This is a genomic window from Pallidibacillus pasinlerensis (genome assembly GCF_009996845.1).
In the GTDB taxonomy this organism is placed as follows: Bacteria; Bacillota; Bacilli; order Bacillales; family Caldibacillaceae; genus Pallidibacillus; species Pallidibacillus pasinlerensis.
On record NZ_JAACYS010000022.1, the window covers coordinates 1 to 23198 of the forward strand.

Annotated in this window: 23 protein-coding genes and 2 pseudogenes; 6 read left to right on the forward strand and 19 right to left on the reverse strand. The window is 33.1% G+C overall.

Translation table 11 applies throughout. The features are described 5' to 3' along the window. Positions 1 to 353: 353 nt before the first annotated feature. From gdhA to GW534_RS16665, 5 genes and pseudogenes are all read right to left on the reverse strand, one after another. A complete protein-coding gene (gdhA, locus tag GW534_RS06550; protein WP_161920256.1) occupies positions 354 to 1727 on the reverse strand; it encodes an NADP-specific glutamate dehydrogenase in 1374 nt (457 codons plus the stop codon). 518 nt (positions 1728 to 2245) lie between these two features. Next, complete coding sequence (locus GW534_RS06555; RefSeq protein WP_161920257.1) at positions 2246 to 3412, reverse strand: acyl-CoA dehydrogenase family protein; 1167 nt, start codon at positions 3410 to 3412, stop codon at positions 2246 to 2248. Positions 3413 to 3446: 34 nt separating this feature from the next. Then, positions 3447 to 4652 (reverse strand): acetyl-CoA C-acyltransferase, encoded by a 1206-nt coding sequence (locus GW534_RS06560; RefSeq protein ID WP_161920258.1) that lies wholly within the window; start codon positions 4650 to 4652, stop codon positions 3447 to 3449. A 168-nt stretch (positions 4653 to 4820) separates the two neighbouring features. Then, a pseudogene (locus tag GW534_RS16905) lies at positions 4821 to 4925 on the reverse strand (CoA-transferase); the annotation flags it as partial. A gap of 76 nt (positions 4926 to 5001) precedes the next feature. Continuing rightward, positions 5002 to 5181 carry a CoA-transferase gene (locus GW534_RS16665; protein WP_161920259.1) on the reverse strand — a complete coding sequence of 60 codons (180 nt, stop codon included), beginning with the start codon at positions 5179 to 5181 and terminating at the stop codon, positions 5002 to 5004. Positions 5182 to 5405: 224 nt separating this feature from the next. Between GW534_RS16665 and GW534_RS06575 the strand changes: the two genes are divergently transcribed. Then, positions 5406 to 6059 (forward strand): GntR family transcriptional regulator, encoded by a 654-nt coding sequence (locus tag GW534_RS06575; protein ID WP_161920260.1) that lies wholly within the window; start codon positions 5406 to 5408, stop codon positions 6057 to 6059. A 155-nt stretch (positions 6060 to 6214) separates the two neighbouring features. Then, the gene (ilvA, locus tag GW534_RS06580) at positions 6215 to 7423 is read left to right on the forward strand and encodes a threonine ammonia-lyase (RefSeq protein ID WP_161920261.1); all 1209 of its coding nucleotides are present in this window, start codon (positions 6215 to 6217) and stop codon (positions 7421 to 7423) included. Between the two features lie 80 nt (positions 7424 to 7503). On the opposite strand, the gene GW534_RS16910 is transcribed toward ilvA, so the two are convergent. From GW534_RS16910 to GW534_RS06595, 3 genes are all read right to left on the reverse strand, one after another. Further along, a complete protein-coding gene (locus tag GW534_RS16910; protein WP_161920262.1) occupies positions 7504 to 7665 on the reverse strand; it encodes an EAL domain-containing protein in 162 nt (53 codons plus the stop codon). An 84-nt stretch (positions 7666 to 7749) separates the two neighbouring features. Beyond that, a complete protein-coding gene (locus GW534_RS16915; protein ID WP_407670449.1) occupies positions 7750 to 7965 on the reverse strand; it encodes an EAL domain-containing protein in 216 nt (71 codons plus the stop codon). 105 nt (positions 7966 to 8070) lie between these two features. After that, entirely contained in the window at positions 8071 to 9690 is a 1620-nt protein-coding gene (locus GW534_RS06595) for an ABC-F family ATP-binding cassette domain-containing protein (protein ID WP_161920264.1), read from the reverse strand. A 655-nt stretch (positions 9691 to 10345) separates the two neighbouring features. Here GW534_RS06595 and GW534_RS06600 point away from each other — a divergent pair. After that, the gene (locus GW534_RS06600) at positions 10346 to 11296 is read left to right on the forward strand and encodes a threonine ammonia-lyase (RefSeq protein ID WP_161920265.1); all 951 of its coding nucleotides are present in this window, start codon (positions 10346 to 10348) and stop codon (positions 11294 to 11296) included. Between the two features lie 138 nt (positions 11297 to 11434). Here GW534_RS06600 and GW534_RS06605 read toward each other — a convergent pair whose 3' ends face one another. From GW534_RS06605 to GW534_RS06620, 4 genes are all read right to left on the reverse strand, one after another. Next, positions 11435 to 11665 (reverse strand): DUF5367 family protein, encoded by a 231-nt coding sequence (locus GW534_RS06605; RefSeq protein WP_161920266.1) that lies wholly within the window; start codon positions 11663 to 11665, stop codon positions 11435 to 11437. 35 nt (positions 11666 to 11700) lie between these two features. Then, positions 11701 to 11898, reverse strand: coding sequence for a hypothetical protein (locus GW534_RS06610; protein ID WP_161920267.1), 198 nt, complete (start codon positions 11896 to 11898; stop codon positions 11701 to 11703). A 17-nt stretch (positions 11899 to 11915) separates the two neighbouring features. Continuing rightward, positions 11916 to 12464 (reverse strand): GNAT family N-acetyltransferase, encoded by a 549-nt coding sequence (locus tag GW534_RS06615; RefSeq protein ID WP_161920268.1) that lies wholly within the window; start codon positions 12462 to 12464, stop codon positions 11916 to 11918. A 256-nt stretch (positions 12465 to 12720) separates the two neighbouring features. Further along, entirely contained in the window at positions 12721 to 12921 is a 201-nt protein-coding gene (locus GW534_RS06620; RefSeq protein ID WP_202630849.1) for a hypothetical protein, read from the reverse strand. 225 nt (positions 12922 to 13146) lie between these two features. On the opposite strand from GW534_RS06620, the gene GW534_RS06625 reads away from it, so the two are divergent. Further along, complete coding sequence (locus GW534_RS06625) at positions 13147 to 13356, forward strand: UPF0236 family transposase-like protein (protein WP_246203989.1); 210 nt, start codon at positions 13147 to 13149, stop codon at positions 13354 to 13356. A 218-nt stretch (positions 13357 to 13574) separates the two neighbouring features. Here the strand turns inward: GW534_RS06625 and GW534_RS06630 are convergent, their stop codons facing one another. Then, entirely contained in the window at positions 13575 to 14018 is a 444-nt protein-coding gene (locus GW534_RS06630; RefSeq protein WP_161920269.1) for a hypothetical protein, read from the reverse strand. A 354-nt stretch (positions 14019 to 14372) separates the two neighbouring features. On the opposite strand from GW534_RS06630, the pseudogene GW534_RS06635 reads away from it, so the two are divergent. Further along, positions 14373 to 14474: pseudogene (locus GW534_RS06635) on the forward strand (EamA/RhaT family transporter); the annotation flags it as partial. Between the two features lie 354 nt (positions 14475 to 14828). Here GW534_RS06635 and GW534_RS06640 read toward each other — a convergent pair. From GW534_RS06640 to GW534_RS06665, 6 genes are all read right to left on the reverse strand, one after another. Next, positions 14829 to 15014, reverse strand: a complete 186-nt coding sequence (locus GW534_RS06640; protein ID WP_161920270.1) for a hypothetical protein — start codon at positions 15012 to 15014, stop codon at positions 14829 to 14831. Positions 15015 to 15616: 602 nt separating this feature from the next. Then, positions 15617 to 17077, reverse strand: coding sequence for a PASTA domain-containing protein (locus GW534_RS06645; protein ID WP_161920271.1), 1461 nt, complete (start codon positions 17075 to 17077; stop codon positions 15617 to 15619). Beyond that, a complete protein-coding gene (locus tag GW534_RS06650) occupies positions 17070 to 17741 on the reverse strand; it encodes an ABC transporter ATP-binding protein (protein ID WP_161920272.1) in 672 nt (223 codons plus the stop codon). Before GW534_RS06650 ends, GW534_RS06645 begins: the two co-directional genes overlap by 8 nt. 15 nt (positions 17742 to 17756) lie before the next feature. After that, positions 17757 to 19223, reverse strand: a complete 1467-nt coding sequence (locus GW534_RS06655; RefSeq protein WP_161920273.1) for an ABC transporter permease — start codon at positions 19221 to 19223, stop codon at positions 17757 to 17759. Positions 19224 to 19851: 628 nt separating this feature from the next. Beyond that, on the reverse strand, positions 19852 to 20784 hold the full coding sequence (gene rarD / locus GW534_RS06660) for an EamA family transporter RarD (protein WP_161920274.1): 933 nt from the start codon (positions 20782 to 20784) through the stop codon (positions 19852 to 19854). 325 nt (positions 20785 to 21109) lie between these two features. After that, entirely contained in the window at positions 21110 to 21517 is a 408-nt protein-coding gene (locus GW534_RS06665) for a DUF4181 domain-containing protein (RefSeq protein WP_161920275.1), read from the reverse strand. 154 nt (positions 21518 to 21671) lie between these two features. On the opposite strand from GW534_RS06665, the gene brnQ reads away from it, so the two are divergent. Then, complete coding sequence (gene brnQ, locus GW534_RS06670) at positions 21672 to 23024, forward strand: branched-chain amino acid transport system II carrier protein (protein ID WP_161920276.1); 1353 nt, start codon at positions 21672 to 21674, stop codon at positions 23022 to 23024. The last annotated feature ends 174 nt before the right edge of the window (positions 23025 to 23198 follow it).

A 23198-nucleotide genomic window follows, 5' to 3' on the forward strand; every position in this document is an offset into this window, starting at 1 on the left:
TAAAAGGATGAAAGACCAAGGGGGTAGTATGCCCAAAATCAGGATTTTACTGCCATTCACCTTTATCATTTATCATATTTATCGAAATTAACAGCTCTTACTTGTTTAGATAACAAAAAATCATTGGATTTGGTATCAAATTAAATCTTCATTGGAAGTATGAATAATTCAGGACAAAGTTTATTTTTTTGTAATATATTTTAAAAAAATATATTACTATTTAATTTCGGGCTTTATATTCAATCTTTTCTGCTAATTTGGCGATCTATCAGGCTCAAAAATGCAAAAAATCCATAAGTCATTTTTCGACTTATGGATTTAATCATTGTTATATTTTAATCATATATTATTACTTAATAAACACCATGTGCCATCATAGCTTCCGCAACTGTTAAGAAGCCAGAAATATTTGCACCTGCAACAAGGTTTCCGGAGTATCCATATTTATCAGCACATGTAGTTGCTTTACGGTAAATATTTTTCATAATATCTTGTAATTTACTATCAACTTCTTCAAATGTCCAAGATAAACGCATGCTGTTTTGTGACATTTCTAATGCAGAAACAGCCACACCGCCAGCATTAGCAGCCTTTCCTGGTCCGAATAAAATGCCGTTTTCAATGAATAAATCAACCGCTTCTAACGAACAAGGCATATTTGCACCTTCAGCGACAGCCTTTACTCCGTTTTGGATTAATAAAGTTGCCGATTCCACATCTAGTTCATTTTGTGTTGCACAAGGAAGTGCAATGTCACAAGGAATAGACCAAATACCTGTACAACCTTCATAATATTCAGCGTTTGGATGTTTATCAACATACTCTTTTATTCTTCCTCTAACGCCTTCTTTAATTTCCTTAACTGTTTCTAGTTTAATACCATCTGGATCATAAATGTATCCGTTCGAATCACTACATGCAACAACTTTTGCACCAAGTTGCATCGCTTTTTGCATTGCATAAGTTGCAACATTTCCCGAACCAGATACAACAACTGTACTACCTTCTAACGATAATCCTTTTTCTTTTAGCATCTCATTGACGAAATAAATAACTCCGTATCCTGTCGCTTCTGTGCGACCTAAGCTACCACCGTAACCGACACCCTTACCTGTTAAAACACCAGCTTGATAGCTCTTTAATCTTTTATATTGACCAAACATGTAACCAATTTCTCTTGCACCGACACCAATATCACCAGCTGGAACATCAACATCAGGACCGATATAATTACTCAACTCTGTCATATATGCTTGACAAAAATGCATGATTTCACGATCTGACTTCCCTTTTGGATCAAAGTCTGCTCCACCTTTTCCGCCACCAATAGGTAGTCCAGTTAATGCATTTTTGAAGATTTGTTCAAAACCTAAAAATTTTATAATACTTTCATTTACTGTAGGATGGAATCGAATTCCTCCTTTATATGGACCGATTGTATCATTAAATTGAACGCGGTAGCCACGGTTAACTTGGACACGATTTTGATCGTCTACCCATGATACACGGAAAGAAATGATTCGATCCGGTTCAGTGATTCTTTCTAAAACACCATATTTTATATATTCAGGATGTTGAACGAATACTGGTTGTATTGTATTAAATAATTCTTTTACCGCTTGTAAAAATTCAGGTTGATGAGCATTTCGCTTTTGCACCATATCAAAAACATTCATTATATAACTTTCAGCAGCTAATTGCTGTTCATTCCGACTAACAATTGCCATAGATTTACACTCCTTTCAAAAAACGACCAATCCTTATTTTAAATTTTCTTACTTTATTGATATAAAATCAATATAGATTCTGTATTAAAACGATATTGAATCACGATAATTCATTTTTATATTATGTTCATATAACAAATTGATTATCTGAAAATGTTAATAAAAGAGACTGGTAAAATATTTTTATTCTTATGTTTTGTAAAATATAATTGTAAAAGTTGTACTAACCCTAATCTCATCACTATAAATTATTATACTGTTAAAATAGGATGAGATGTCTAAATTAAATTATAGTAGTATAATTGTTTGTAAATAGATGAAATCTTGAAAATTTTGTTGTTTTATTTATTTTTAATTTAAACGTAATTTTAATTTGCGAAGGTCCTCAGAGTAAAAGGTGGACAATGTTCGTTTTTTGGAAAAACTTGTAGAAAAAGAAGTTTTTTTGTCAATGAATATTTTTTGTTGAATTTTTACTTTGGCAAATAAAAAGAAGGGGTATCTCTCCCCTTCTCATATTAACTATGAACTTTATTTCTATTTAATTGTCGTTTTAGTTCAGAAGCAATAATGTTTTTCTGTATTTCCGAAGTACCTTCGTAAATTTTAGTTATCCGTGCATCGCGATAGTATCTTTCAATTGGATAATCTTGTACATACCCCATACCACCGTGAATTTGGACAGCTAAATCAGCAACCTTATTATAAACTTCAGAACCGTAATATTTTGCAATTGCCGCTTCTTTTACAATTCGCATTTTTTGATCCGTCATCCATGCAACACGATACACTAATGAACGTAATGTTTCAATTTGGATACTCATTTCAGCTAACATATGTTGAACAGCTTGGATTTCTATAATTGGCTTACCAAATTGTTCACGCTCAGAAGTATATTCCAATGAAAGTTCAAGTAACTTTTCTGCTGAGCCTAAGTTTCTAGCAGCCAGCCCAGCTCGCCCGTTCGCTAAAATTTTTAAGGCATTTACATACCCTTCTCCTTCTTCACCTAACACGTTTTCAACTGGTACCTCTAAGTTTTCAAAGAAGAGTTCTGCTGAATGAGATCCACGTAAGCCCATCTTTTTCTCTACATTACCAATTATGAATCCAGGAAAATCCTTTTCCACAATAAAGGATGTGATTCCTTTTGGTCCTTTAGATGGATCTGTAACAGCCATTACCGTAAATACATGGGCATCAATTGCGTTTGTAATAAAATGTTTAGAACCGTTAATGATGTATTTATCACCTTTACGAACAGCTGTCGTTTTTAAATTTGCCGCATTTGAGCCAGCTGATGGTTCAGTTAATGCGTAGGCACCGATCCATTCTCCAGAAGCCATTTTCGGCAAATATTTTTGTTTTTGATATTCGTTTCCTAGTTCAACAATTCCAACGGTACCAATTCCGTTATGGGCACCGATTAATGTTGTATAGCCATTGTGCGTTTTACCAAGTTCTTCAAAAACCCCACATTTACCTACCATATCTAAACCTAAGCCACCATATTCTTCAGGAATACTTAATCCAAAGAGACCTAGTTCTTTTGATTTCTCGATAATATGTTCTGGAATTTTGTCATTTTCTTCAATTTCCATTGCATAAGGTTCCACTTCTTCTCGTATAAACTTGCGGACAATTGAACGTAAAGATTCTATTTCCTCAGTAAAACGAAAATCCATAATAAAATCCTCCATAATATATTTAAATTATTAACTAGTTAGTAACATTTTCAATGATTGCTGCAATCCCTTGTCCAACACCTATACACATTGTCGCTAAACCATATTGAACATTTTGTTTTTTCATTTCATGGACTAATGTAGTTAAAATTCTTGCACCACTACAACCTAACGGGTGACCAAGGGCAATTGCTCCACCGTTAACGTTTACTTTTGCAGGGTCTAATTCTAATTGACGAATACATTCAATTGATTGAGATGCAAAAGCTTCATTTAATTCTATTAATCCAATCTCATCCTTTTCAATTCCTGTTCGTTTTAATAGTTTACGAGCTGCATAGATTGGACCTAACCCCATTACGGCAGGTTCACATCCTGCAATTGCACCTCCGACAATTCGCGCAAGTGGGTTCAAACCTAGTTCCCTTGCTCTTTCTGCACTCATTAATAGGAGTGCTGATGCACCGTCATTTACACCTGAAGCATTACCTGCCGTTACTGTTCCATTCGGAAAAAGCGGTTTCAATTTCGCGAGTTTTTCTAATGATGTATTTGGACGAGGATGTTCGTCTGTATCTACAATTGTGACATTTCCTTTTCGGTCTGTTATTGAAACAGGTATGATTTCATCAGCAAAGCGATTAGACTCTAGTGCTTTTTTTGCTTTCATTTGACTTTCAAAGGCAAATTGATCTTGTTCTTCACGGGAAATATTATATCTTTTCGCTACATTTTCCGCCGTTTCTGGCATTGAATCAGTGCCATACATTTCATCAAGCTTTTTATTTATAAAGCGCCATCCGATTGTTGTATCATACATCTCTAAATTTCCACGTGGAAAGTCCAGCTCTGGTTTACCCATAACGAAAGGAGCGCGCGTCATGCTTTCTGTACCACCTGCAATATAAACATCACCATCTCCAAAAGCAATTGCACGCGAAGCGTAAAGCACAGCATCTAAACCTGAGCCACAAAGTCGATTTACGGTAACTCCTCCAGTTTCAATTGGTAGACCAGCTAAAAGCCCTGCCATCCTTGCAACATTTCGATTATCTTCACCAGCTTGGTTTGCATTACCAAGAACTACATCTTCAATTTCTTCTACAGGAACGTTAGGGTTTCTTTCGATTAACCCCTTAATTGCAATTGCGGCCAAATCATCTGGCCTTACACTTTTTAAAGCCCCTTTATAGCGCCCAATTGGTGTGCGAACTGCATCAACAATTACAACTTCCTTCATCAACTTATCCACCTTTCTCTATTGAACTCATTACTAAATTTAAAATAAGATTTCCAGCTCGATCTGCTTTATATGCTTTTGTTAAAGCAACATCCCCTCGCAAAAAATGTTCAATACATGTTCTTTTCCATTAAAAACACGAACTTCTTTTCCCTTTGCAAGTTCTGTTCATGCGACTGTTGGTGTGTAAAATGCTGGAATACCTGAACCACCTAGCCGAATAGCCTCAGCAAAGGTTCCTTGTGGCAATAACTCGATGTCAATTTTTCCTTCATGAAAAGCTTTGACAAGTTATTTATTTGTCGTAAAATTTGAGCCTTTTTAATACGATTTTGTTTAAACAAAATATTTAATTCAGTATATCTTCATTAATGTTATTACTAATGATTGTTAAATCTGTAAGTTCCTTTCGTTTAATAACTGCTTTAATTAATGTTTTTGGGAAGCCGGTTCGGCCAAAACCTCCTACTAAAATCGTTGGATTATTAGGAATAAGTTGGATCGCTTCATCTGCATTTAGAAATTTCATTTGTTTTTATTTCATCTTTTTTAACAGCCTCCAATTATACCCCTCTTTTCAAATTCTGGTTTTTGTTTATTCCGAAATGTTTGATAATTTTGACTTGTGAGTATATCCTATTTTATAATCATATATGATTTATGTCAATCGTATATTTTGATTATTCAAAAAATATAATGAAAGTTTATATTTCCACAAAATACATAGAGACAAATAAAGAAAGGAAAGATACTATGTCTAAATCAAAGGTTGAAATTGTTTACGAAAAAATACACGAAAAAATAATTAAAGGTCATTACCGACCTGGTTCAAAATTAATAATTGCTCAGTTAGCAAAAGAGTTTAAAATGAGTGAAATTCCTGTACGAGAAGCGATCCAACGGTTAGCTCAAGAGGGTTATATAATTTTACGACCTTATGGGGCACCGACAGTCAACAGTTTAACAGAGGATGAAATAAGACAAATATTTGAAATTCGTTCTAGCCTTGAATCATTAGCTGGAAAACTGGCCGTTGATCATATTTCAAATGCTCATATCAAACAGTTAGAACAAATTGTAGAAGAATCTATAATAATTTATGAAAATGATGATATTGAAGGATTTTTTACTAACAATCGAAATTTCCATAGAACAATTTATGAACAAAGTAACAATTCGATGTTAGTGAAGTTAATTCAAGATATAACTGACCTTTCTGCCCGATATCCTAATTATTTTCAAGTTCGTGAAAGGATGTTTGAGTCAATCAAGGAACATCGCCTCATTATTGATGCCTTAAAAGAGAGAAATAGTGATTTAGTCGAGTCACTGACAAAAGATCATTTACTAAAAGTGACTCCTCTTCTTATTAAACTTGTTCGTGAATTTAATGAACAACAAACATAATTTGTTATAAAATCATAAATTAAGATATAATGTTTGTAGAAGGATGATTTTAATATCCTTCAATTTTTTGTTAATTTGTAAGGGTTTTCATAGTCCTGTTTAAAGTATTTTACAAAAACTACATATTCATCTTTGATTTTATTGGAGGCGATCATATGAAAGCTGAAGAAATTTCAATTGCACGAGAGCGTATGAAAGGAATTGTCCATATTACACCACTTGATTATTCAAAAACATTTTCAACTTTGTCGCAAAATGATGTTTTTTTAAAATTAGAAAACATGCAAAAAACAGGTTCATTCAAAGTGCGAGGTGCATATAATAAAGTTTTTTCATTATCCGATGAGGAATTAAAAAAAGGTGTAATCGCGGCATCAGCTGGAAATCATGCACAAGGTGTAGCTTATGCGAGTCAAAACTTAAACGTTCCATGTACGATAGTTATGCCAAAGGGTGCGCCTATAAGTAAAGTTCAAGCAACGATGGGTTACGGAGCAAAAGTTGTTCAAAAAGGGAAAAACTTTGATGAATCATTAGCATACGCGATACAGTTACAAGAAGAAACGAAGGCTACTTTTATCCATGCCTTTGATGATGAAGCAATTATTGCTGGGCAAGGAACAGTAGGATTAGAAATTGTTGAACAACTACCTGATGTTGATGCGATCATCGTACCAATTGGCGGTGGCGGCTTAATTGCGGGGATTGCTCTTGCTGTTAAAGAAAAAAATCCAAATGTTAAAATTTACGGTGTTCAAGCAAAGGCATGTCCTAGTATGAAAAAATCCATAATAAACAATAAACCAATTGCTGTTGAAGCGGCACCTACGATGGCAGACGGTATTGCCGTTGGTAAACCTGGTACGCTTACGTTTGATATTGTACATAAATATGTAGAAGATATTTTACTTGTTGATGAAATGGAAATTGCGCGGACGATGTTAATGCTTTTAGAACGAAACAAGTTAATGGTTGAAGGTTCAGGAGCTGCCTCCCTTGCCGCCCTTCTTTATAATAAAATTCCATTGACGAACAAAAAAATCGTGCCCGTCTTAAGTGGTGGGAATGTCGACATGAATTTTATTTCTCGGATTATTGAAAGAGGACTAGTGGAGTCTGGTCGATTTGCAACTTTTGCCATTATTATAAAAGATAAACCTGGAGAGCTACAAAATTTACTAGCACATATTTCTGAATTAGATGCAAACGTAAAAACGATTAGCCAAAATCATGTTGGGGTTGATATTTTTCCTGGGTATGCTCAAATTGTTGTAACTCTAGAAACAAAAAACAAAGAACATATCGAGCTTATTCAAAAAACATTAATTAATAAAGGATATGATGTTAACTTAAGTTCATTTTAAGTAGAATATGGGGATTCAATTTGTTAGAGTATCATTTTGAATCCCCTTTTCAATGGCTGTAGGTCTGAATTTTTCTCACATTATTCCTCATACATATTTTTCCCCAAATATTTCTCTTCAAATTCTTCGATTGAACACGGTTTACCAAAATAATAACCTTTGATTTTTGTACAATTTTTTGAAACTAAAAAGTCTAATTCTTCTTTCGTTTCGACACCTTCAGCAATGACTTCTAAATTCAAATTTTAGCCATACTAATCATCGCTGCAACATACTTGCCTTATGGGAGTTAGGTGAAATGTCTTTAATAAAAGAGCGGTCAATCTTTATTCCATCGAGCTTAAATTTTTGTAAATATCCGAAAGAGAATAACCTGTTCCAAAATCATCGATATAAAAAATAATCCCCATCTTTTTAAGTTCATTTAGATTTACAGATATAATCTCATCAAGTTTCATAATTGAACTTTCCGTTATTTCAAAACGTAACCATTTCCCCTTTAATTTGTTACTATCTAATAACATTTTTACTTCTTCAGCAATCTACGAAATAGTTAGTGTCATCTTTTATGGAAGGTAAAATAAAGGGACAGGTCCCTTATTCCTATTTCAATATAGAAACACTGGACCTGTCCCTCTGTACCAAAATTATTGATACATAGCTGCGACTTGTTTTTGAATATCGTCATTTTCTAGGTATTCGTTATATGTCATTTGTTTATCGATTAAGCCGTTTGGTGTAATTTCGATAATGCGATTGGCAATTGTTTGAATAAATTGATGGTCATGGGATGCGAAAATCATTGAACCTTTATAACGGATTAAACCTTCGTTAAGAGCAGTAATTGACTCTAAGTCTAAGTGGTTTGTCGGTTCATCTAGCAATAGAACGTTTGCTCCACTTAACATCATTTTCGCTAACATACAACGCACCTTTTCTCCCCCAGAAAGAACAGTTGCTTTTTTGTTAACTTCCTCACCAGAGAATAACATTCTACCTAAGAAACCACGTAGGAAACTTTCCGTTTGGTCTTCAGGTGAATATTGGCGTAACCAATCTACAAGATTCATATCGTTATTCTCAAAGTACTCTGAGTTATCTTTCGGGAAGTAAGATTGCGATGTCGTCACACCCCATTTATAAGTGCCACTATCTGGCTCCATCTCACCCATTAAAATTTTGAATAATGTAGTTTTGGCAATTTCGTTTGTGCCAACAAGGGCAATTTTATCATCTTTATTCATTGTAAAACTAATATTATCTAATACCTTTACACCATCAATGGTTTTAGTTAAACCTTCCACTCGTAATAAGTCGTTACCAATTTCACGATTTGGTGTGAAATGTACATATGGATAGCGACGTGAAGAAGGCTGAATATCATCTAGTGTAATTTTTTCTAATAATTTTTTACGAGATGTTGCTTGTTTTGACTTCGATGCATTCGCGCTAAAGCGTGCAATAAAGTTTTGAAGCTCTTTAATTTTCTCTTCTTTTTTCTTGTTTTGTTCTTGTGCCATTTTTAATGCTAATTGACTAGATTGATACCAGAAATCATAGTTTCCAACATAAATTTTAATTTTACCAAAATCAAGGTCAGCGATATGTGTACAAACTTTATTTAAGAAGTGACGATCGTGGGATACGACAATTACAGTATTTTCAAAGTTAATGAGGAACTCTTCTAACCATTGAATTGCTTTAATATCAAGGTGGTTAGTAGGCTCGTCAAGAAGTAATACATCTGGTTTACCGAAAAGAGCTTGAGCAAGTAATACTTTCACTTTTTCAGAACCAGTCAATTCAGCCATTTTTTTGCCGTGTAATTCTTCCGGAATACCAAGTCCTTGTAAAAGAATCGCAGCTTCAGACTCTGCTTCCCAACCATTTAATTCTGCAAACTCTCCTTCAAGCTCTGCAGCACGAATTCCATCCTCATCACTGAAGTCTTCCTTCATATAAATGGCATCTTTTTCTTGCATAATTTGATAAAGTCTTTCGTGACCCATAATAACTGTCTGTAACACTTCATGTTCTTCATATTCAAAGTGGTTCTGTTTTAAAACAGCAAGACGCTGATTTGGACCAAGGGCCACATTACCTGTTTGTGGTTCAAGTTCGCCAGATAAAATTTTAAGAAACGTAGATTTCCCTGCACCATTCGCACCAATTAAACCGTAACAGTTACCAGGAGTGAATTTTATATTAACATCTTCAAATAACTTGCGGTCGCCAAAGCGTAAACTAACATTACTAACTGTGATCATTTATCAATTCCTCCAAAAACACAAATATCGACCATTATATCATGTTAAGTGGGGAAAAGCGAATTGGTAAAAAATTATGTTCTCTATTTATATAGTTTGAACTACGCGCTATCAGGATTCGGGGTCTTGGTATCAGGAAATTTTGCCACTTTATCAGGATGTTGGGACTTGATATTAGGAAATTTTATCTTTTTATCAGGAATTTAGGTCCTGGTTTCAGCATTTTTTACATCTTTATCAGGAATTTAGGTCCTGGTTTCAGGAAATTTTACTTCTTATTCAAGGGGTTGAATTTCGTATCAGAATGCAACAGAGGGACGGGTTCGGTGTTTCTATATTAAAATAGATTCTCGGCAATGCAAAAGAGGAATGAAACTAAAGAAAAAGCTTAGCACCTCTATATCAGTATAGAATCAAGGGACCTGTCCCCTTGTGTCCCCTTGTATCCCTTCCCTTGTATCCCTTCCCTTGTATCATTATCCCCTTGTATCATTAAATACTAATGTAAATCCTAAATCGCCCTTACTAACTAAAGGGTGATTTTTTTATAAAATTCCTACAAATTGTAGTAACATAGTAAAGTAGAGAATTTTTCAACTCCGATTAAGAGATTTGTAGTATATGATTTCCATAAAATTTAAAGGAGATGAACGACTTGATTTCGTTAAAAGATATCCAAGATGCACGAGACCGAATAAGTGATATAGCGTATATCACACCTATTTTACAATCAGAACAACTTTCAATTCGTTGTGGTAATCGAATCTCTTTAAAATCAGAACATCTGCAAAAAACCGGTTCTTTTAAAATTCGCGGTGCGACAAATAATGTAAAAAATGCAATAGAAAATGGTGCTAAGTATGTTACAACTGCATCTTCTGGTAACCATGGTCAGGCAGTTAGCTATGTGGCAAATAAATATAATATTCCAGCCACAATTGTTGTTCCAGAAAATATTACGAAAACAAAATTGGATGCCATTCAAGCATATAACGGACAAATCGTAAAATGTGGCACGACTTCTGCTGAGCGGTTACCAAGAGCGAAAGAAATCGCGGAAGAAAAAAACGGAGTGTATATTGCACCCTATGACGATCCCTACACAATGGCCGGACAAGGCACGGTCGCTCTCGAGATTTTAGATCAAGTGGATAACATTGATGCAATTGTTGTCCCAATTGGCGGTGGCGGTCTCATAGCAGGAATTTTAACAGCGGTAAAAGAAACAAACCCTAACATAAAAGTGATTGGTGTCGAGCCGGAAATGGCAAATGATACATATTTATCAATACAAAATAAAAAGATCACTTCAATACCAGCTACCACCACAATTGCTTATGGATTACGTACTAATCTGCCCGGTGATTTAACTTTTCCTGTCATAATGAAATATTTAGATGATTTAGTCCTCGTAAGTGAAGATGAAATCCGTTATGCTTTTACTTTTGTTTTAGAACGGATGAAGCAATTAATTGAGCCATCCAGTGCAACGACGATTGCTGCTGCGATGTTTAATAAACTAAATCTACAAGGGAAAAATATTGTTACTGTCATTTCAGGTGGAAACGTTGATGTTGAAAAGATGAATCAATTTATTTTAAAATAGTAAACTTTTATAATAAAAGAGTCTAATTATACAACCAATGTATTTATTAGACTCTATATCCTCTCCTAAGTGAGTTCTTTTTCAATTAAACAACTCCTCAAATATCATTGGAATTACATAACCTTTAACATAATTTTATTATTGTTTTTTTATCGGTAAAAACCCAGAGAATAGAATTAAAGAATATGCCCAAAGTAACCAAGACCCAAATATTCGGTCCATTGCTGGTTCTATGTTAACAAATATTGTTGAAAAGAAGATTAATACAATTGAATCAATTAACAACTCAGGTAAAGCAATGAGAATAGCTGCTTTAACTTGTTGAAGGGCATTTACTCTTTTCCATCGGTATATCGGAATAGTAAGCATATATATTAAAGGAACTACGAATAAGTAGGTCGCGATTAATAATTATGTGGTACAGTATGGTTTCGAATATATTGCAATAAAGCCATAAGCTCCCAGTCTTTTTCGAGACTGAGTACTTCTAACTGAACTGGATAATCAAAACCTGGAATCGAATAATCCGTTGGAACAAAATCAAGAGTGCCGTTTCCAAGCCCTAACTTTTTATCCGAGGCTATATAATAATAATGTGTCATTTTTTCCCACTCCAAAATTATACATGGCTGTTAAAATACTCTTCTTTAGTTAAAGAATAGTATAAACTAGTTACTTCTTTGTTACCTAATCGCTTCAAAATATTCTTCTTTTTAAATCGATATTGAAACCCGCATTTTTCACACACCCTTTTAGAATTATAATTGAAATCAAAATGACCACACCAAATTATGTCTAAATCTAATTTTTCAAAACCATATTGAATCACACGATTAACGGCTTCTGGAATCATGCCTCTTCCCCAGTAGTCTGGATTTAATACATACCCGATTTCCTTTTGTTTTAAATCTACTAAACCCTTATCAGGTTGACGATCATGGAGACCGACACCACCAATCACTTTATTTTCTTCTTTCAAAACGACAGCATATGTATCATTTTCTTCGATAAATAATTTGATAACTTCTTTACTTTCGTCTTCACTATTGTGAGGTGCCCATCCTGCATTTGGGCCAACTAACTCACTTTTCGCATATTCATATAAATCTTTACTATCCGATTCTTTCCATTGACGTAATATTAATCGTTCAGAAAATAATGTCTCCATTTAATTCACCTCAAATTATGCATTATTATTACTTGGTTACCCTTTTTACAAAATACGCCGAATCATTTAGATGTTTGAATCCATTTTTTTATAAAAATTATATGCTGGCACATCCAAATCAGTCATTAAAGTAATAAATTGGAACTCATTTTTATTTAATGCAACAGAGGGACGGGTTCGGTGTTTCTATATTAAAATAGATTCTCGGCAATGCAAAAGAGGAATGAAACTAAGGAAAAGGCCTAGCACCTCTATATCAGTATAGAATCAAGGGACCTGTCCCCTTGTATCCCCTTGTACCCCAAGAAAGCGAATTATTATTATCCATCAAATCTTTCATATATAAATCTAATTGCTCCTCATTCCACTGATCGAACCATGGTTCATTTGAAAAGACATCAAAAAAAAGTTCTTTCATTTTTTTGTAATCATCTTTTTCTAATATACGAACGTTCATAAGAACCCCCCAATGTCAAAATAGTATATGACAGTATGAGTAAAATTATTGTGGGCAAAATTTAACCCCCTCATTTGTTGAGGGAACGTTAGAACGCTCAACAAATGAGGGGGCCACCAAGCGAAAGCGCGGTAGTTAATAAGCAAATAACATGAAAAAGAGGGTTACTCCTTGGTAGAATGATAGTCAACCAAAACAACCATTACCGAGAAAGGAGTATCCCTCATGGAAAAGAATATCACAAAATATCCAAATTTAAAAGAAATTGAGCAAATGGTTTGGAGGCAATTACAAGATACCTTCTCCAGCGTTATGAAAAATATTTTGGAGGATATGGATCAACAGATTGCAGAAGAACGAGATAAAAAACGCTATCGACTCATTGATAAAAGAAAATATCATATAATCCTTAATACGCTCGTATGTAATATCTGATTTTTGATGACTAGCTAAATATTTTAATCCCATATCCGCTAATTGTTTATATGCCGTGTTTAAAACATGAGTAAGTTGATCAATATCATCTAAATCAATTCTAAACGTGCGGATTTCAATACCATTACCAAACTTTATCATTATTTCATTACCCCTAATTTAAAAATATTGGAACGATGTGAAATTGACCTACAAAATAATTCAATAATGTTTCGTCTCTATTTTTCCTTTCTTGTCAACCTTTGAAAATACAGAAAAATCGGAAGCGGTATTACAATCCATCCTAAACTTTTAATTAAACCGTTTAGTGCACGTTCCTTTTCCCGATTTACCTCGTTGTCAACATAATCATCGTACATCACTTTTATTTGTTCATTTGAATACTGCTGTTTTGCTTGTTCATTAACATTGTCATAAATCACTTTATATTCTTCAAAACTTTGTACATACACATTTGGTGAAACGTAATCAGCAATTGACATAAATGCACCAATTGAACCACCAATTGTCATCATTAATGTTGCAAAAAGGACTAAATACACATACAAATTTCGAAACATATCCTCACCATCTCCAATCGACTTTTGTCTTGAAACTGTAACAATTCCGAAAATACTTGCAATGATTAAAGATCCTAAAATTATTAATATCATACTTGTCATAATATCACCCCATTCGGCTATTCAAGCATATTTATTTTTTTCTGCATCATGTTCCTTTCTCTACCTATTACCAAAGTTTCTCCTTCTTAATTTATACCCTTACCAATATTTTACTACAATTTAACAGTGCTTACCCCATTACTTCCGAAATATTTTTTAGAATCTAATGAAGAAATAAAATTGAAGAAAGAAGGAAATGACATGACAACGACTAATCAGAAAAATTTGATTAAAAGTCCAAAATTATTAATCGTTGCCGTTGTATTAGGTGTTATTTTAAATCCATTAAATACAACGATGATCACAATCGCGCTACCCTCGATAAAAAGTGAGTTTCAACTAACATCAACAGATATTTTTTTCATGGGGGTAACCGGTGTTGTTTTATTTAACCTTTTACAATTTCTAGCTTTAGAACAAACGACAGCAACAAATGTTGGTTTAATCTCTACGTTAAAAACTTCATAGGGTCCTGTAAAATCTTATGCATCGACATAATCAAATAGTAGAATGCCAACATTATATTTTTTGAGCATATTAATCCTCCTCCCTACACCTAATATCCCCCCTCCAGTATAAAAGTAAATACAAATATCTGATTATTCATAAATTTATCAACTCGACTTTTATGTATTTTTTCAAATATGTACAAGAGAGTTTGAATAATAGTTATTATTTTGGAAATTTTATTATTGAGGTGATAGAACCATTTATTGTACCAATCGTGTATTAGGCTTATCCTTAAAAACACAATGAAATGACGTGTGCCATTCACACGTCATTTATATAAGTATTCATAATCAGAATTTGTTAACTTGCCTTCTCATTTAAAAATCGAAATAATAGCCCTGTACCAACGATGTTTGAGATAATGCTAATACCAATTATCATGCTCCAAAGAATTGTCGGAATTTTTGATATCGGCAAAATAAATGATAGCATTAAGAACATACATCCTACTAAAACTAGAACAAGTCCTTTATCTCTATTATTCATTTACGCGACCCCTTTCCACGTTAAGTTTTTACAGAAAAAGGTAAATTTCATAAATATTATATTATAAAATTAAAATCATTTTAAGCACAACAATAAATGGCAGCATCAAAAGCATCTTCAGGTATATAAATCATGCCGTCTATTATTTTATAAGGAATATCATTTTTTTCTAATAATTCAGTTGTATTACTGTTTGTTTTCTCTCCCCATTTAACAAAATCTTTACTATATTCTTTTTTACAAGCAGATAATTATAAAATACAAGATAATAGTAAAATTAAAGTAAGTTTGCATGTCATGTAGATCCTCCTTAAAGGTGATTCATTCCAAAATTCCAATTATTAATAGATAATTATTGTTCAAAAATAAAAAGGTAATCTATAATCTTAATCAAAAGTTTTTAAAGAATAAGATGTCGGGAAAAAACGTTACCATATTTTACTATTAAACGGAATTGTACTACAAATAAAAAAGCACAGAAATTTATCTGTGCTCCCTTATTCCTCATAAATAATTTTTTCGTTAAACCGCTTGGTAGATCCAAGCGATTTTCATAATAGCGTTCATTCAAATCCAATATTTGAATGACAAAGTTAACTTCTTTATTTTTCAATATCTTCTATAATTTCTTCTCCTTCATTAAGCTCTTCTTCGAAATGTGCGATTGGGTTTGCATTTTCGTTATTGCTAACGTGTATCTCTACAGTATATTTCAATGGCACATATTCATTAAATTTACTCATCCCAACGATAGTCCCCTTTACTTCCGGAGCATCGACGTACTTCACAACATATTTAATATTTGCACCTTTTGACTCATATTCTTCAAAAAACAAACTCGGTAAGTCTCCTTCTAATTGGCCACGAAAGTCTTTTAAATACGGTTTTCCTAATGAATAGGTTACAGTAACAGACTTATCATCATTCGTTAATAATTTTGTACCAGCACCTACTGATTGTGATATGAATCGTCCATATGGAACATTTTCGTTGTATACTTGTTTCACCGTCACATTTAAATCCGGATTACTTGTGGCAGCCTCATTTGCGTTTAGTTTTGAGAAGTCTGGCACAATAACTGCTTTCCCTACTGAAACAACAACTTCCATCGTATCTCGTTTCGCAACTTTTTCATCCGGAGCGACACTTTGTCTTATAATAAATCCTGCTTCAATCTCATCAGAATCCTCTTCAACAAATGTTATCTCTATTTCATTAGTATTTGCCCATGTTTCCACTTCTTCTTTTGCTTTTCCTTTAAAATCAGGTACGACGATGTTTTTTTCAAAGACTTCTTTCCCTTTTGAATAATAAACTGCTGCTCTATGCTTACGTTTATATTCAGTTGGTTCAATGTCACTATCCATAATTGTAAGTTTTATAAATGAACCTTCTTCTATTTCATCGCTAAATTCTTTCACAATCTGTAAATTATCCGCTTTATTTTCTTCAATCCAATTTTCAGCTTCCATTAGAGTCATAGTAGAAAAGTCAGGCAGCGGAATAACTTCATCTGGATCTGGACCTAAACTAACCGTTAATTGAAGTGTACTTCCTTTTCGAATTTTTTCTCCTTCTTGTACACTTTGTGAAATAATATGATTTGCATTATATTCCTTATTGTGTTCTTGTAGTAACTCAATCTCTACCTCGTTTTCTTTTGCCCAAGTACGTGCTTCTGAAACAGGTTTTCCGACAAAGTTTTCGAGCTTAACATGTACCATCGTATGGTAAATAAAGAAAATTAATACAGAAACAATAAGGACACCTAAAATACCGAAACCGATTTTTATAGTCTTTTTCCTTTTATAGTCTAAATCTATTTCAACGTTTTCATCCACTGCACGGTTTCGACTCGTTCTTGTTGATAATCGATTCGATTGAACGTTCGTATCTACTTTCTGATTATCATTTATTGAAGTAGAACTAACATTTTGTTCCGATTGTTCTTGAGACTGTATTTCTTCACCTAATCCATCACTTTTAGATTCTTTTTTTTGCTCTTGTTCATTTATCAAATCTTGATAATTGTCTTTATTAAATTTTGATAAAAAATCACTCATTGGATGTCAGCACACCTTTCCTCAATAGGAAGGACTGATCAGATTGAACAGCAACTTCATTGGCGTGCGTAACAACGATAACACACTTCTCATGTTCGTGGGCTAATTTTTTAAAAATATCAATAATCTCCTGCTCCATCTCTTCATCAAGGTTTCCTGTTGGCTCATCGGCAAGAATTAATTCCACATTCGTCGCCAGTGCACGAGCAATTGCAACACGTTGTTGCTCTCCTCCAGAAAGTTTATTTACAGGTCTGTCAGCCTTCTCCTTTGAAATACCAATGTAATCCAGTAAATTATAAGCTACTGTTTTTTTGTCTTCAGGAACTTCATTTTCCGTAATGGACATTGGAATTAACACATTTTCTACAGCTGTAAAGGTCGGGATTAAATTATAACTTTGAAATATAATTCCCACATGATTTCGACGATATTTTTCATAACCAATTTTCTTAATGTCTTCACCTTTAAATAATACCGTTCCACTATGTGGTGTATCCAAAGCTCCGAGTAAAGATAATAAGGTCGTTTTTCCAGATCCCGATTGTCCTAAAATTGTATAAAATTTGCCCTTTTCAAAAGCGATCGATGTATCTTTTAAAATATACCGACGCATGTCCCCATCTTGGTAATAATAATTTAGTTCTTTTGCTTCTAAAATCATTTCCTCACCTCTTGATTACATCAGTATTTTCTTAGGATTTAAACGAACGATATAAATTAATGGGATGACAGTTGATATTAAAATTGTAAGCATTCCAATTCCATAGAATCCTAGAATATAGCTTGAACTTAAATTTACCTCATAAGAATCTATTACATCATCAGTCGTTAAATCCGGTTGTAGTTCACTATAATAAATGACGTCATCATCCATTGATGAGTTATCCGCTTGAATCATCGAATCCGATACTTGTGCAGCTATAAAGTTTCCACTGAATAATGATAAAGTGATCCCGATTAACGCCACTACCAGTACTTCAATGACGACTTGACTAACAACTTTACTCCGCTTTTCACCTAATGACAGGTAAATTCCTAATTCACGTTTTCGGTCTCGTAAAAATAGTAATACAACTAAACCGATGATGAGTACGGTTCCAATAACAGCCGCAATTAAAACATATTTTGATAGATTAGCCATCGACTCAACTGGTCCAGCGATACTATCGTAATGGTCTGATGCGCTCACAACTTTATAAAATTCTGGTAATAATGGTAGAACTTCTTCCTCAAATGCTTCGCTGTCTTCCGGATTGTTTAAGACATACATAGGCGTGTAGTGTTCAAAAGAACTGCCTTCTTCTTCCCACATTTCTGCAAATTCTTGATCTGCCTTCATATATTCTTCCATTTGGTATTGCGTTTCACTACGGACAATTTCATTTGGAACATAAATTGTATTTTGATAGTCAATGTCCATCCAATCGAACATTCCGCGATTTGAATTACCATCTGCATCTTCTTTTACTTTTTGGGATTCAAATAATCCGATAATTTCTAAAACTATATCGCGTGAATTAACTAGTTTTTCTTTTCCAGTTTTATTATCAAAGGTATAAACTTCATTAACTAATGTAAGTGTATCTCCTACGTGAAGATTATTTAATTCTGCTAATTTTTTTGAAATGATGGCTACATATGTACCATTATCCAATTCTTCTTGGGAAAAAACTCGACCATCTACTAATTTTCCTTTCTTCTCTTCAAAATCTAGTACTGGCGCATAATTAATCCCTTTTAGCATAAAGTCCATACTTGGACCTTCATATTCAACTTCGTATTCTACATCGTCCCCTTGGAAACTTTTAATGCTCTTAGAACCAAAATAGTTCGACATATTATAATCATAATATTTTACATAGGATAGCTCCCCAACTTGTTTAATCGTTTCAAGATCAATATCTTGGAGCTCTATTTCCATCCATTCTTCTTCAGAAAGAGAATCTAATTTTTCATAATCAAGTTCAAGAGTTGCTGCAGCTCCTAGTCTTTCTTTAATATTTTTCTCTACATTACTAGTAGCCTGTTGGATTGAAACAGCACCAGCAATTAAACTACCTAAAACGATAATTACAGCTAACAAAATAAAGGATTTTACTTTATTTCTCACAATACTTAATAAACTCCGTTTGATAAATCCCATTATAAGCCTCCTCCCAATTTCCGGTTTGAATTTTCTGGAAAGGTTAATATAAGCTCATTATATATAAGTTGGTAAATTTATCCAAGGGGTAATTCAATTTAATCCTCACTTTTTTTCACAAATTTCATAGTTTTATAAAGTTTTGTTACATATAATACTTCAATTCTATTTCGGGATCATTGTTTTAACAAAGCCTTTTCAATTTTAATCGTAGATAAAAAAGAAAAAGAACTTCCATAATCAATGAAAAATACTCCAACATTTTATGAGGAGGGCTGTTTCTTTTCCCTTGTTTATTTATGCGATCTTCGAGGTCAACCACCACATTAGGTGTAATACTTCTATCAGTAACTAATGGGTGGGTTGAAAAGATAACCAATCACCTTCTAATGTTTCTAAATCAAGTAGATAAATTTGATTTATTGATTTAGAAATTCCTGTTATCGTTTTAAAAAGTTCACACTTTCCCATCACGTTCGCACAAAATTTTTGATTTTCGCACATTCCTACCGATTTTTCGCACAAACTCATACCTTAAAATAGTAAAGTTGTATCTTTACCTAAAAATAGTCATTATATTTGATAGATTTGTTTAAAAAACAAAAAAGATGACCATTCATGTCACCTTTTATACACTTTTAACATTAGATTCTACTGTTGATGCTACTCTTCTTTTACGAATCGAGTCACGAATATTCGTATATGTAAAAATCGCAATAGCTATCCATATACAAACAAATGTTACAACGTGATCCTTTGTAAATGGTTCATCATACAGTGTTACCCCGATAATTAAACTAATCGTTGGTGCAATATATTGTAAAAATCCTAACATGTATAATGGAATTTTTTGTGTCCCGATTCCAAACCATAAAAGTGGTAAAGCAGTAGCGATCCCTGCTCCGATTAAAAATAAATCAATATGAATTGGTCCGGCCGTAAAACTATGCTCACCTTGCACACCTAAAAATGCTAAATAAATTAATGCTAGTGGCACAGCAAATAATGTTTCTAAAAACAAACCTAACGTTGAGTCCACTTTAATAAGCTTTTTAGCTAACCCATAAAATCCAAAAGAAAGAGCAAGTATAAGAGCTATCCACGGAAATTTCCCAATGGAAAAGGTCATATATAAAACACCTATCCCTGCCAAAATAAAGGCAAAGGTTTGTAGTTTATTAAACCTTTCACGTAAAACAAAAACACCTAACAACACCGATACTAATGGATTTATATAGTATCCTAAACTAGCATCAACAATATGGTCAGTATTTACAGCAAATATGTAAGTAAGCCAATTCGCGCTTATTAGCAATGATGTTAAAATCAATGCAAACCATGTTTTCTTCTTACTCATTTGAACTTGAAAGAAGTTTTTCAACTGCTTTCTTTTTAAAATAAGTACGACAATAGATATAAAAACAAAAGACCAAATGATGCGATGGGCTAAAATTTCTGGAGCTGGAACTTCGTCTAAAAATTTCCAATAGATCGGTAAAACACCCCATAAAATATAAGCACCAATGATAAACGTTATTCCAACAGCATTTTCTCGTTCCATTACTTTCCTCCAATTTCTAATGTCTAATACTCAAAGTTGTTTATCCGAAACTAAAAAAATTGACTAAATGATAATAAATACCGGAACATAATATCTCCATTCCATTATACATTTAACTATAATTAATTACTTATTTGCTGTTTTTATGATGAAGCAAAACATCAGACCTATTAGAAAATAATATTATTATACACCAAAAATTCAAGGATTTTACAATTAATTTTAATCATGAAAAAAACGACCTTTGAATCAGTCGTATTTATATAAATTGAGTTTCATCTATAAATAATTATTTTTCTTTGAAAGTACTTATTCATGTTATAAATTAAATCAATATTAATAACAACAATAGAAAAAACACCAAATCAAAAAGAGTTAACTTATATGTATTTCGATTTTCTGCATACTTCCATTCCATAAAAGCTCGTACAGTTTCCGAAACGATGATAAAAAGAGTTATAATGTACCAGGGTTGTAAGAACCAATATTGATGTGGATTTTCAGCTATACGATTTAAACCCCAACCGAAAATAAGCAAAAATATAGTCGTTATACGAATTGTCCAATCGATTTTCTTATGTTTATCATTCACATGATTATAACTAAAGAGCTTTTTCTCCTCTACTTTCAACCATCTTCTCATTAAAACATGAAACAAATAAAGTAGTACAAAAACAATAGTTAAAAATATTAATAGTTTTAACCAATTTGGTTCAAAATAATATTCACTCATAAACTCCTCCATATTTCACCTAAATTATTTTAGAGATATAAAAAACGAACATTTAATTTACTTGTGAAAAAATATACAAATACTTTTTTTACTATAGAAAACTCGAAAAAATAATGTTAGAATTAAAAAAATTCAACTAGAAGGGAACATCAATATGGACAAAAAAACTTCTAACTATACCTATATCGTTATTGGGACAATGCTTTTCGGTATGTTCTTTGGTGCAGGTAATTTAATCTTTCCAATCCATATGGGACAACTTGCTGGGACTAACTTTTTACCCGCGTTAATTGGATTTCTCACAACCGCAATTGGATTACCGATTATCGGAATTTTAGCTTTTGGTCTTTCTGGAAGTAGTGGATTACGTAATTTAGCTAGTAGAGTTAACCCTATCTTCGGACTTGTTTTCTCAATCGCACTGTATTTAACAATCGGACCATTTTTTGCGATTCCGAGAACCGCAACAGTACCTTTCGTAGTAGGTTTTGAACCTTATATTAATCCAGAGCAAAGTGGTTTGTATTTAATAATTTTTAGCTTTATCTTTTTTGCAATTGTCTATTATTTCTCATTAAACCCAGCAAAGATTGTAGATTTAATCGGTAAATACTTAACCCCAGCATTTTTACTATTTTTATTCATTATTATTCTTATCGCAATTTTTAAACCTATGGGTGAATTCGTACAACCTACAGGTGATTACAAAGATTTAGCCTTTATTACAGGTTTTAAAGAAGGTTATAACACAATGGATGCTTTAGCGTCACTTGCATTTGGTATTATTGTAATCCAAGCAATCAAAGGTTCAGGAATTACTGAGCCAAAAGAGATTGCTAAAGCGACACTAAAATCAGGAATGTTTGCTTTATTCCTTATGGCCCTAATTTACGGACTTATCACTTATATGGGTGCTTCAAGTGTCGAGTCAATCGGAACATATGACAATGGTGGTTTAATTTTTGCAGCCGTTGCTCAACATTATTTCGGATCATACGGTAATATTTTACTAGCAATTATTATCGTTCTAGCATGTTTAAAAACTAGTATCGGACTCATCATCTCTTGTAGTGAATTCTTTCACGATGTATTTCCAAAAGTCAGCTATAAATCTTTCGTATTTATATTAAGTTTTGTTTCCTATATTATTGCAAACTTTGGTTTAACAAATATTATTAAATTTGCAATCCCTGTCTTAATGTTACTATATCCTATCGCCATAATTCTAATATTTTTAACACTTTGTTCATCATTTTTTAAACATCGACAAAGTGTATACGCAGCTACAATTCTGTTTACGTTTTGTGTAAGTTTCTTTGATGGGTATAATGCTTTAGCTGACACTTTACCAGGTATTACTTTTTCTTGGTTTGAATCTGTAATAGCATTCTATAGGGACTTTTTACCACTTTATGATATTGGTCTTGGCTGGGTTGCACCAGCATTACTCGGAGTAGCAATTGGATTATTATGGCCAAAAAATACAATAAAAACTGCAATTTCTTAACAAAAACCAGCTTGGGTTATAGCCTAAGCTGGTTTTTAAAAGTATTTCTTGTTTTAACTATTAATTTTCCTTCTGTAGTATAGGTTTTAAAGGACGGTGCTGACAATATTCACAGTCGGGGTCACTACATTTAGATTCTGTCCAGAAATTACAATTAGGACAAAAATACGAATC

Bases quoted from the DNA above. Each gene is read 5' to 3' on its own strand.
- gdhA (WP_161920256.1), bottom strand. From the start codon at position 1,727: ATGGCAATTGTTAGTCGGAATGAACAGCAATTAGCTGCTGAAAGTTAT.
- GW534_RS06555 (WP_161920257.1), bottom strand. From the start codon at position 3,412: ATGGATTTTCGTTTTACTGAGGAAATAGAATCTTTACGTTCAATTGTC.
- GW534_RS06560 (WP_161920258.1), bottom strand. From the start codon at position 4,652: ATGAAGGAAGTTGTAATTGTTGATGCAGTTCGCACACCAATTGGGCGC.
- GW534_RS16665 (WP_161920259.1), bottom strand. From the start codon at position 5,181: ATGAAATTTCTAAATGCAGATGAAGCGATCCAACTTATTCCTAATAAT.
- GW534_RS06575 (WP_161920260.1), top strand. From the start codon at position 5,406: ATGTCTAAATCAAAGGTTGAAATTGTTTACGAAAAAATACACGAAAAA.
- ilvA (WP_161920261.1), top strand. From the start codon at position 6,215: ATGAAAGCTGAAGAAATTTCAATTGCACGAGAGCGTATGAAAGGAATT.
- GW534_RS06595 (WP_161920264.1), bottom strand. From the start codon at position 9,690: ATGATCACAGTTAGTAATGTTAGTTTACGCTTTGGCGACCGCAAGTTA.
- GW534_RS06605 (WP_161920266.1), bottom strand. From the start codon at position 11,665: ATGCTTACTATTCCGATATACCGATGGAAAAGAGTAAATGCCCTTCAA.
- GW534_RS06610 (WP_161920267.1), bottom strand. From the start codon at position 11,898: ATGACACATTATTATTATATAGCCTCGGATAAAAAGTTAGGGCTTGGA.
- GW534_RS06615 (WP_161920268.1), bottom strand. From the start codon at position 12,464: ATGGAGACATTATTTTCTGAACGATTAATATTACGTCAATGGAAAGAA.
- GW534_RS06620 (WP_202630849.1), bottom strand. From the start codon at position 12,921: ATGAACGTTCGTATATTAGAAAAAGATGATTACAAAAAAATGAAAGAA.
- GW534_RS06625 (WP_246203989.1), top strand. From the start codon at position 13,147: ATGGAAAAGAATATCACAAAATATCCAAATTTAAAAGAAATTGAGCAA.
- GW534_RS06630 (WP_161920269.1), bottom strand. From the start codon at position 14,018: ATGACAAGTATGATATTAATAATTTTAGGATCTTTAATCATTGCAAGT.
- GW534_RS06640 (WP_161920270.1), bottom strand. From the start codon at position 15,014: ATGAATAATAGAGATAAAGGACTTGTTCTAGTTTTAGTAGGATGTATG.
- GW534_RS06645 (WP_161920271.1), bottom strand. From the start codon at position 17,077: ATGAGTGATTTTTTATCAAAATTTAATAAAGACAATTATCAAGATTTG.
- GW534_RS06650 (WP_161920272.1), bottom strand. From the start codon at position 17,741: ATGATTTTAGAAGCAAAAGAACTAAATTATTATTACCAAGATGGGGAC.
- GW534_RS06655 (WP_161920273.1), bottom strand. From the start codon at position 19,223: ATGGGATTTATCAAACGGAGTTTATTAAGTATTGTGAGAAATAAAGTA.
- rarD (WP_161920274.1), bottom strand. From the start codon at position 20,784: ATGGAACGAGAAAATGCTGTTGGAATAACGTTTATCATTGGTGCTTAT.
- GW534_RS06665 (WP_161920275.1), bottom strand. From the start codon at position 21,517: ATGAGTGAATATTATTTTGAACCAAATTGGTTAAAACTATTAATATTT.
- brnQ (WP_161920276.1), top strand. From the start codon at position 21,672: ATGGACAAAAAAACTTCTAACTATACCTATATCGTTATTGGGACAATG.